Origin of the sequence: Maribacter aquimarinus, assembly GCF_047345505.1 — a bacterium.
Taxonomy (GTDB): domain Bacteria; phylum Bacteroidota; class Bacteroidia; order Flavobacteriales; family Flavobacteriaceae; genus Maribacter.
The window spans coordinates 24,350-34,557 of sequence record NZ_JBLFEO010000040.1 but is presented as its reverse complement, the minus strand read 5'-3'; the positions used below and the strand labels follow the sequence as shown (position 1 = coordinate 34,557).

At 47.6% G+C, this 10,208-nt stretch carries 6 protein-coding genes; all 6 read right to left on the bottom strand.

The genetic code is table 11. The annotated features are described in order from the left end of the window. Window positions 1-74: 74 nt before the first annotated feature. Genes ACKWCC_RS18410 through ACKWCC_RS18385 form a run of 6 tightly spaced genes read right to left on the bottom strand, consistent with a single transcriptional unit; the run spans window position 75 to window position 9,580 of the window. Entirely contained in the window at window positions 75-1,034 is a 960-nt protein-coding gene (locus ACKWCC_RS18410; protein ID WP_413997444.1) for a M43 family zinc metalloprotease, read from the bottom strand. Between the two features lie 5 nt (window positions 1,035-1,039). Further along, the gene (locus tag ACKWCC_RS18405) at window positions 1,040-1,897 is read right to left on the bottom strand and encodes a hypothetical protein (protein ID WP_413997443.1); all 858 of its coding nucleotides are present in this window, start codon (window positions 1,895-1,897) and stop codon (window positions 1,040-1,042) included. 1 nt (window position 1,898) lies between these two features. Beyond that, window positions 1,899-3,587 carry a hypothetical protein gene (locus ACKWCC_RS18400; RefSeq protein ID WP_413997442.1) on the bottom strand — a complete coding sequence of 563 codons (1,689 nt, stop codon included), beginning with the start codon at window positions 3,585-3,587 and terminating at the stop codon, window positions 1,899-1,901. Window positions 3,588-3,638: 51 nt separating this feature from the next. Next, window positions 3,639-4,814 (bottom strand): CREC-EF hand family protein, encoded by a 1,176-nt coding sequence (locus ACKWCC_RS18395; RefSeq protein ID WP_413997441.1) that lies wholly within the window; start codon window positions 4,812-4,814, stop codon window positions 3,639-3,641. Window positions 4,815-4,844: 30 nt separating this feature from the next. Next, the gene (locus tag ACKWCC_RS18390; protein WP_413997440.1) at window positions 4,845-6,254 is read right to left on the bottom strand and encodes a RagB/SusD family nutrient uptake outer membrane protein; all 1,410 of its coding nucleotides are present in this window, start codon (window positions 6,252-6,254) and stop codon (window positions 4,845-4,847) included. An 11-nt stretch (window positions 6,255-6,265) separates the two neighbouring features. Then, window positions 6,266-9,580, bottom strand: a complete 3,315-nt coding sequence (locus ACKWCC_RS18385) for a SusC/RagA family TonB-linked outer membrane protein (protein WP_413997439.1) — start codon at window positions 9,578-9,580, stop codon at window positions 6,266-6,268. Between the last annotated feature and the right edge of the window lie 628 nt (window positions 9,581-10,208).

Sequence of the window (10,208 nt, the reverse complement as noted above, 5' to 3'; positions counted from 1 at the left end):
TGTGATAATCACATTTGTAGACAACATGGCTGAGTTTCCTATATTTACCCATACAACAAAAATAGGCATAGCCCTCAGAACATGACCACCTGCAAAGCAGGTGGATTTTTAAGATGAATTAAATAAGAACGTTCGTTTTGAATCACCGAGACCATTTTTTCCATCTGCTGTGGCGAGAAGCGCCTTCTGCATAGATTACCATCCGTATCGGAACCTGCCCACTGCGTCATAAAATTTAGCGTGTCCGGATTGTATCGGTCCCCATTGGCATCGGTTTCAGTGCCCACGTAATCGCAGGTGGGCTCCGCAATATTGTCGTCATTTAGGTCCGGGGAGGCAGGCGTGTCGCAAATCTTATCGCCTGCCACCTCACAATTGGACCCGTCAACTAACTCAATATTTCCATTTTCGTCCATAAAATCATCGTCGGTATGGTAGAGCCCCAAATAGTGCCCTATTTCATGGGTAGGGGTCGCGGTGTTTTCAAGCTCGGTGGCGGAAGCACTCAGTTTAAGGTTATTGCCCTGATCCGGAAACAAAGCCGTAGCTCCCAAAGTTCCCGTTATTTCTCCGTTTTGCCTATTCCCAATTTCAAAAAAGTAAAACATGTTCAGTGCCTTCTCATCCTCAAAAGGCGCCAAGACCGTCCTATCTATAAAATCATCTTGTTTCACGAACTGCTCATTCCACTGGGAATTGTCCACAAAGGAGATGGCCTTGGTGTAGAACTCTATTTTGGCGGGTTCAAAGTTTCTGTTAATGTCTCCCATGATCTTTGTGATACGCTCCTCATCCACGGCTGGATTTCCCCCATCGTCATTTCTGGAGATATGGTGCACTACCGCTATCCTTAAAAAACCTGGAGTGGGTTCTCCCGGATCAACCGGGTCTGGATTCCCGTCTCCGGGCACGTTCGGATCCATCCCTTCTTCTGATTCCTCCTCAAAATCCCTGACCACAGGGCCATCGGCGCTGCTACAAGCGGTACCCAACATTATAAGTATGGCCCCAACCGTTAATAACATATTTCTCATCATCCTTATTTTTTATTCGTTTTTTCAAATAAATCCTCAATATAAACCAATCTGTTCGGGATGTTGGTTTCCATCCATTGCACCACTTTGTCATCCAAGCGTCCCGGATGGGTCAACTTGGTGTAGACAAAAATTGCGGACTCGGCCAAGTCTTCCTTTTCGGGCCTGCTTTGGGCGTATTCCGTGATAAACACCCCATCATTCTTTTGTGCTTCTTTCCATTCCTTGCTTTTTGCATGGGCCAGATCAAAGGCCACGTGTACCGCTTCATGAAAAACGGTTTCTTCCAGGTCGTTGGTGCTGATGCGTTCATCCATATTTTCAGAATACAGCACAAAGAAACCACCGGCGTCTTCGGCGAAGGCATTGGAATCGCCTTTGTGCAGCACCACGTGCGAGAGTTTATTCCGCATGTACAGCGGTAACTTACCCAGCCTACCACCCAGCTTGTCCGCATACACTTTAGCAGCATTTATGGTGCCAAAAGCACTGTGGGCCCAAATCTCGATGTCCTTGCCTTCCTTAAAATTGACCTGAAAGACAAACGTACCGGGATCCATAAGTTCCCCGCTCTCACTCCCGGGCATTTCCCTGGCACCTTGTTCCACATAGGCCAAGCTCTTAAACGCATCTGTATCTGATGCTCTGATAAAATCTATGTCCGTGGCTGTAATTGAAGTCCTATACAGGGGCGTGCCCGTTTGTTCAGATTCTTGGTCCGCAACTTTAAGAGCCTCCTTGGCGGCCACCGTGCCACCATTTTTGGGAGCTTCCTTACAGCTAACACCGATCAGGACAACAAAGAGCAGCACAGCCCTAATGGTCTGTCCCCAGTGTTTTAAAGTGTTGTTTTTATAAATCATACTAAAGGCCTTCAAAGAATACCGTTCCGTTGGTTTGGTTGCCGCTGGCATCCGTTAATGTAAATTCCGAGAGTTCCAGAAATCCTTCTGCCAGGGAATAGCTGCCAAAGGCGTTGAACGTATATTCCGTTTCCGTTCCATTTGCGGTACAGGTGAACGTGGCCCCTTCAATAATAATCTCCGAACCATCTTCCTCAGCCCCAAGGAACACCGGTATTTCAAGATTGTTTTCACAACCCAGGTTAAGAAAATCGCCAGCAAGGACAAAATCCCCACACCCTTCCCCTGCATTGAACACGGCAGTTCCAAAGCGTTCTGTTCCATCCGTGTTCACAATGGTGCTGTAATCCCCTTCCAAGGTATTTTGGGCACAGTCCCCGCCCTCATCGCCACCGCCGGAAGATTCAAAGAAGATTTCTCCATTGGAGCTATTTCCATCGGCATCTGTCAAAGTAAATTCCGTTAGTTGAAAGAAGCCTTCCGCCAGGGAATATTCGCCAAAGCCGCTAAAAGTATAGACAAGGTTCTCCCCGCTTTCCAAAGTACAGGTAAACTGGGTTTCATCAATGATCACCTCGCTCCCATCTTCTTCCGCACCTAGAAATACATTAATTGCAAAATCGTTGCCACAACCCAGGTTTAAAAAATCTCCAGAAAGGACAAAATCGTTACAGCCATCCGTCTGTTGGGTCAAGATACCGTTCCCAAAGTCTTCGTTTCCGTTGATGGTGATTACGGTATTGTACTCCCCGTCAAAAGCATTCAAATCACAATCGCCACCGTCGCCATCGTCATCACCGGAATCGTCCAAACTCCTTATGTTCAGCGTGCCGGTAATGTCCCCGTCTGGAGTGGTCATGGTGTAATTCAGTTCTATTCTGCCCAGTTCCCCTTGGTAGTTTCCGCTTCCGGCCACTGTGAACTGCGTGGTTTCGGTACCGTCTTCGGACAAGCAGCTGTATGTCACGGGGGCAACGGTAACCGTCCCCTCCGTGGCATCGGGCGCATTGGGGGTAAGCAAGAATGGGATGGCCACATCTTCGTTAAAACAGCCTTGGTTAAAGATGCCCCCCCCCAGGAACACGTACTCACCGCAGGCAGCACCTATCTCACCGATGGTAATGCCTTCACCATTAAATGAATCTATGGTTCTAAGTTCTCCCAAAAAGAATGTTGGATCAAAATTAAGGTTACAGGCCAAATAAGGGTCGGTTCCATTGATCACCTCTTGAAAATTTAAAACAAGGTCTCCATCGCAATCTGCATCGCCCCAAACCTGACTATCTGAATTAAAGCCCAGGTAGCCCGGTTCCTGCACGGGAACACAGGGGTCATTGGGCTCTGGGTCCACAAAGTCTGCCACACCATCCCCATCTTCGTCCTGCATGTTCTCGTCCAGGTAGGGATTTCTCCTTTTATCCTCGAACTCGGCACCATTGGAAACACCGTCCCCGTCACAGTCAGACCCGGCCCATGTCTTGTTGAACACGTCAAATCCGGTATATGCCATTTGTTGCGCTGGGAGGCAGGGATCGTTGGGCGCTTCATCTGATCTATCCTCCACACCATCGCCGTCCGTATCTTGGGCTTCGCTCAAGAAAAGGACAGGGTCCTCTTCACACGAAGTATTCAGTATAAACAGGAAGGCGGCCGCCAGCAGCAGTACACCTAGTTTGGGCAAATTGTTCATATTCTTTGTTTTTATTTTTTCTCGTTTGAGTGATTTAAAAGATGGACAGCCCTATTCCAAAGGTCTTATGATCAAGGTGCCCGGTATGGCCTCTCCTTCTTCGGTGGTGATGGTATAGGTAAGTTCCACGGTACTGGCACTTCCGCTATATGTCCCAAAGCCCTCCACGGTGAAACCGAAAGAGGTTGTGCCATCTTCGGAGAGACAAGAGTAAGTGGTGGCGGCCACCGTTACCGTTCCGTTGGAAGAGCCCGGTGCGCTGGGCTGGAAAAAGAAGGGAATCTGAACATCTTCATTGAAACAACCTTGGTTAAAGATACTTCCCCCGGTGAAAATAAAGGTGCCACAATCATCACCGATCACCCCAATGGTAACGCCTTCACCATTGTTACTGTCCACTGTTCTCAGTTCGCGTTCAAAATTTTCCAATTCAAAATTGAGAATTTCATTACAGGGCAAATCGGGCTGTGGATAGGGAGAATCTCCGTTGGCCACCTCATCCATATTGGAAATGCCATCCCCGTCACAGTCTGCCAAGGCCCAAACCTCATTGTCTTGGTTAAAGCCCTCATAGCCCTGGAACTGCTCTGGCAGGCAGGGATCGTTGGGCGCTTCGTCCTCATCGTCCCGGACGCCGTCTCCATCTGCATCCCCTATCAAGGACTCATCCACATACGGATTGGTCCCCGCATTGAACTCATCGAGATTGGAGCTGCCATCGGCATCACAATCCGCAGCGCGCCATAGGGCATTGAACGGGTTAAAACCCGTATAGGAGACATCCTGCACGGGCAAGCAAGGATCGTTGGGGGCATTGTCCGCGTTGTTCTCCACTCCATCGCCATCGGGGTCATTTAGATTTCTTAGGATAAGGACGTTGCTGATTTTTTCGGTTTTCTGTTTTTTAACCGATACCTGCAAGCGAACCTCATCCGTACTTCCAGAATTGAAGACTTCAGGGTTCGAGGCTATGATTTCCCCAAACCTTGTGCCAAGTTTAACACTGTTACGGGGCGTTTGGGAAATCAAGGAAAAAGTGACCTCGCCCTCACTGGAGCTTCCCCTTAAAAATCCAAGGGTGTCCAGTTCCCTTACCACAAGGGGTGCCGTAATGGTAAAGTCCTCCGTGTTCACCGTAACCCCTGAATTGATATCTTCCGTATCATCACAGGAAAAACAAACGGACAAAACAACTGCCAAGACCATTATTCTGAATACTGTTTTCATAACTATGAATTTGTTTATTTGTCGTGTTCCCTAGTCTCTTGGGTTCTGTTCTATTTCCGGATTGGCGTTGATATAGTTCTGGGCGATGGGAAACGCCCAGTTAAGGCTGTTCGGGGCCATGGTGACCGTTTCTCCCCTAAAGGAACGCGTTACCGTAATCTTTTCTTGATCGAACCGGTTATAGCGCTTAATATCAAAAGTCCTGAGGGTGCCCATCGCTTTTTCCCTCCTGATCTCATCCTTTACAAAAGCCAAAAGTTCCGCTTGGTCAGTAAGCTGCAGCGGTACATAAGTACCGGTTTCAAACCGTTTTTCCCTTAGGGCGTTCAAAGCTTCATTGGCCTCCTGTATGTTCCCCAATCTGGCATTGCACTCTGCCCGCATCAGGTAGAGGTCTGCCGTGGTAAAGGAAACATTGGGATTGTCATTGGTTCTATGGGCCACAAGCACGGGATCGTCTATCTCGGCAAAAAAATAGGTGCGTGCATCTGCAAACCATCTTTTCCTTAGGTCCGTCTCCTCATAGAGGGCGTAGAATTCCGGGTCTGCGACCACGGTAAACCCCCCTGAATCCTTAAACCATAGCAATTGGGGATCTTCCACTGCCAAAGGAAACACCAGCACGCCCGGGTCTCTGGGGTCAGCTTGGTCCTGATTGAGGTCCCTAAGGGAATTGTTTATGGCCAACCCGTTGTTCACGGCCTCGAGCGCCTCCTCGAATTTGCCTTGGTAGAGCAAGACCCGCGCAAGAAAGGCGTAGGCACCCGCTTTGGAGGGCCTAAAGCTCAAATTGGGGGGCTGTGTATCCGGTAGGGCCGCAATATTCCCACGTATATCTGACAGTATCAGATCATAGACAGCTTCCACCGAGGCCCGGCTTAAGTCCAGTCCCTCTAGTTGAATTCCCTCTCTTATGGGCACGCCCAGATCTGTGCTCGCCGTGGCCGGGTCATAGTGCACACTGTAAATGTTCACCAAATTAAAATAGGCAAACGCCCTCTGGATCAAGGCATCTGCCCTAAGCTCGGCAATTTCTTCGGGGCTACCATCCGTGATCTGGTCAAGGCCCTGCAACACCACATTGGAAACATAAATGAGGTTGTAGTACCGAATCCAGGTGTTGTCCTCACCATTTTCAGTGGTGATCTGGTCTCTAAAGAGATACACATTTATCTGCTCTGGACTAATGCCAAAACTGGTCACCACTTCCTCCGAGAGCAGGTAGTTGTCACTGGCAAGGATATTGAAGTCGTGATGGCCTCCCACCCCTTGCGTAAAATTCACGTTGGGATCGGGCTCCACTTGATCCATAAGCGCCCGGAAATCTTCAATCTTGGTGGGGATCACTTGCCCCTTGGGCTCAAATTCCAAGAAATTTTCCCGTGTACACCCGATCAACAAAAATGTCATTATAAGGCCTATGTATGCAGAAGTTCTCATATTTCCTTTCATTAAAATGTTGTTGTTAGGTTAAGCGTAAATGTGGGGGGTATGGGTAAGAGCGGGCTAAAGGGGTCCACATCCCATTTATTGAAATTCCAGACTTTTACGTTATCGGCCTGTAGGCCAATACTAAAACTTCTCATGGATAATTTCTCCACCAGGTCTTTCGGGAATTGATAGGTAAAGTTAATTTGTTGAAGACGTATGTTGGTGGCGTCATCGGTATTTCTGTCAGATTCATCCAAGTAAAGGTACAGGGGCGTTGAGGTTTCTTGTGGGGAGGTCACCCTTGGCACATCCGTGAGCAATTCATCACCGGGTCTTTGCCATCTGCTCACAAAATCGCTGCCCACATTATTGGGGAAAAACCGAGGATCATAGTTTTGCCCAAACCTGAACCTATTTCCTCCAGAGTAGGTTGCCAGCATCCTTAAGGAAAAGTTTTTATAAGTAATGGTATTGGTCAAGGAGCCCGTTCTGTTGGGTGATCTTGACCCCTCATTTTTTAGGGCCTCCACGGCGCCGATATCACCGCCCACCTCTACAATTTCATTGTTTTCATTGAAGAACGAGGGATTTCCCTGCCTATCCAGGCCGGCGTACCTAAAACTGTAAAATGTATCTACCGGCTCCCCGACCACAAAGGCATTGGCATCTGTTTGGGTGAACAAAAAGATCTCTCCGGGATTGCTTTCATCCACCCGGGTGATCTTGTTCTCATTTTGGCTGTACAGGATTCTTATATCGTACCTAAAATCTCCCTTGTTCACGAGTATGGCGCCCAGGTCTATGTCAAAACCCCTGTTGTAGAGTTCTGCCACATTCAAAAAAGAAGAGGAAAGGCCCAGTGTGGGACTTATGTTCCGTCGGGCCAAGAGATCTTCACTTTGCCGGTCATAGTACTCCACGTTGCCAAAAATTCTGCCGTTGGCCATGGAAAAATCAATGCCCAAGTTCAAGATTTTGGTTTTTTCAAGGCGCAGGGTCGGATTTGGCGGATTGGAAATGGTAAGGTAATTGTTAAGAAAACTTCCTTGATCCCTACCTTGTCTTGCCACCAAGAACGGGGAAGTGTTCCGATCCACATTTCCTCCAGAACCATAGGTTCCCCTAAGGTTAAGGTTTTGAAAAAATCCTGAATTAAAAAAGTCTTCATTGGTCAAGTTCCACTTTAGGCCCACGGAAAAGAGGGGAATGTTCCTAAACTGCTCAGAGGCTCCAAACAGGTTGGTATCATCCAAACGCATGCTGCCCGAAATGGTGTACCTGCTATCATAGCTATAAGCGGCATTGCCATAATAGGACAAAAACCTGTTTTCATTGAAGATGACATTGGATCCGGGAGATATTAAGTTCTGACCGTCAAAAATGGGGCTTCCGTAACGGGTGTTGAAATTGGGTTGGTTAAAAATCAAGGATTGATCATCATACCCGAACTTGCGATCACTGTTAAATTCCGTAACTTGTTTACGCACCTCGTACCCGGCAATGGCATTGATGCTGTGCCTACCTTCATCCAAGCTTTTGTCATAGTTCAATTGGGCCCTAAAGGTGTTGTCCAATGAACTCCGGGAGTCCGTGTCCAGAATAGAGCCAACGGGTACCGGTGTCTCCACCACCTGGCCATTTTCATCTACCTGAGAGAAAAAATTGACTTGATTTCTGGTGAAAAAAGTGTTCTCATTGAACAGCTCCCTGCCCAGGTTGGTATTGTACAGGTATTGGTAGCTAAGATCCACGTTGAGCCCTTTCATAATTTGATAGTTCAATCCGGTCTGGATCCTTATGTCCATGTTGGTGGAGGTATCTTCGTTGTTGTCCGATTCTTGTTTCAGGTTAAACGTCCAAGGGTAGGGATAGCCCCTGCGCTGCGCCAATTGGGAACTTTCAATGTTTACCCCGCCAAACATGGGGAGGTAGTTTCCATTGTCATCCACGATCCGCTCAAATATGGGATAGCTGGAAAGGTAGTCCACCGGCCCGGTTCCAATACCGTTTTGGTCCTTGGTATGGGTCATGTTGGTCGAAAATCTTGCCTGTAGTTTATCCGTCAACTTATAATTCGCGGTCACGTTCAAAATGAACTGATCCGATCGGTCATTCACAATTTCACCTTGGTTCTCATTGTACACGAGGGATGAATTGATGTTGTACCTCTCGCCCCCGGCGGAAATTCCCAGATTATACTGGTTCCAAGTACGCTGTCTCATGAACATTCTGGAATATTCCTCCCTACCGTCATTGTTTCTAAGGGCATTGATCCTGGCATCTGCCGTTGCAATGTTTATGTCCCCCCTTTGAAGACGCAACATGGTTTCCCGCACGGCATTGGTCTGGAAGAGGGAGAATTGGTCCAGTTCGCCCCCAAACAGACTGCGGCCTTGAGAGAACTCACCAAACTTAAAAAGTTCCAACTGGTAGTCCACTTGAGTGCTGGGATCCGCAAAAGGCGCACTGAAAATGTCCCGCTTTAAGGTCACGGCCGAGTTAATGGTAAGGTTTACGGACAGTTTTTCCTTATCGGTCCCTTTTTTGGTCGTGATTACAATGACCCCGTTTGCGGCACGTATGCCCCAAATGGAAGTGGCAGCGGCATCCTTAAGAATGGTAATGGTTTCCACATCATTTGGATTTATGGTGCTGAAACCTCCGGGAATGGCAAAACCGTCAACCACCACCAGGGGTTCTGTGGTGGCATTTATGGAACTTCTTCCCCTAATGACCAATCCTATACTGTTCTTCTCTTGTATAAAGGGATCAAACTGCACCCCAGGGGCCTCTCCCACAATTTTGGAGATAATGTTCTGATCGATCTTTCGTTCCAGTACATCGGTGTTGATGGTTGCGATGGAACCTGTGGCTCGCTCCTTGCTTATTTTTTGATATCCGGTGGATACCACATCTACCCCGGCCAACTCAAAACTTGAGCTTTTCATAACGACATTATAGGTGGTGCTTTCATCCACGGTGACCGTTGCGTCTTCAAAACCCAGAAAAGAGAACCTCAGCACATCACCGGATTTTGCCGAGATGCTGTATGCACCATCAAAATTGGTTGACACCCCCCGCTGGGTGCCCTCAATTATGATGCTCACACCGAATAAGGGCACTCCATCTTCATCAGTGACCGTGCCCGTGACATCTTGCTGTTCCCCATCTTGGCCGTGAAACATATGCAATGGAACAAACACCCTCTCCGTACCGTACCATACCTTTTCGGCACGTTCAAGGGGCTTGGTTGCACCAGAAGCGATGGCATTCACATGGCCACATAACATCAGGGTGGTCAAAATGGTATAAACGAAGCGGTGTTTTGTGTTCATATCTGTCAGGTTCTTAATGTTCATTTCCATATACTGCCTTGGGCAGTGTTTTTTGGTCCTTGTTAGAATGCACTATTTGTAGGTGCCGCGTATTTTTGAATTTTTCCAACCTTCACAGAAAGGGTGCCAGTCATAGCATATCCCCGTAAAAGGCCCTCCATTGATCAAGCTGTTGCAATTAAGCCTGGCCTTACCAGATCATTGTCCAAAATGGCTCCATAAATGTATCAAGAGCCGTTGAGTTTGGTTATGTAGGGCATTCCCATACCAAAACCGAGCAGCCCATTTGATCTATCTCAGCATAAAAGCGATACCAGTCCCAATATCGGGGGCATCACCATTAAGCCTTCCATATCAAAATTAGAGGAATTAGCACAAAACCGGAAAAGGAAAATTATGGTTTAAAATAAAATTTCAGTGAAAAACATCTTTTTTTTAATACTTATCCAAAGATTCAACGGCATTGTTGGTTTTTTGCACACTATACCATAAATCCTAAACTTCCCAAAAAAGAGGACACAAACAAAAACCCTATTGGGCCTTGGTGCATGGCAAGCAAAAAACAAACCAATGGGCCCAACCCGAACTGTCCATTGTGCAACAGAAAGCATTTCTTCCGGAACACCGG

Excerpts from the sequence above, each read along its gene's own strand:
- ACKWCC_RS18410 (WP_413997444.1), bottom strand. The coding sequence starts at position 1,034 with ATGAGAAATATGTTATTAACGGTTGGGGCCATACTTATAATGTTGGGT.
- ACKWCC_RS18405 (WP_413997443.1), bottom strand. The coding sequence starts at position 1,897 with ATGATTTATAAAAACAACACTTTAAAACACTGGGGACAGACCATTAGG.
- ACKWCC_RS18400 (WP_413997442.1), bottom strand. The coding sequence starts at position 3,587 with ATGAACAATTTGCCCAAACTAGGTGTACTGCTGCTGGCGGCCGCCTTC.
- ACKWCC_RS18395 (WP_413997441.1), bottom strand. The coding sequence starts at position 4,814 with ATGAAAACAGTATTCAGAATAATGGTCTTGGCAGTTGTTTTGTCCGTT.
- ACKWCC_RS18390 (WP_413997440.1), bottom strand. The coding sequence starts at position 6,254 with ATGAGAACTTCTGCATACATAGGCCTTATAATGACATTTTTGTTGATC.
- ACKWCC_RS18385 (WP_413997439.1), bottom strand. The coding sequence starts at position 9,580 with ATGAACACAAAACACCGCTTCGTTTATACCATTTTGACCACCCTGATG.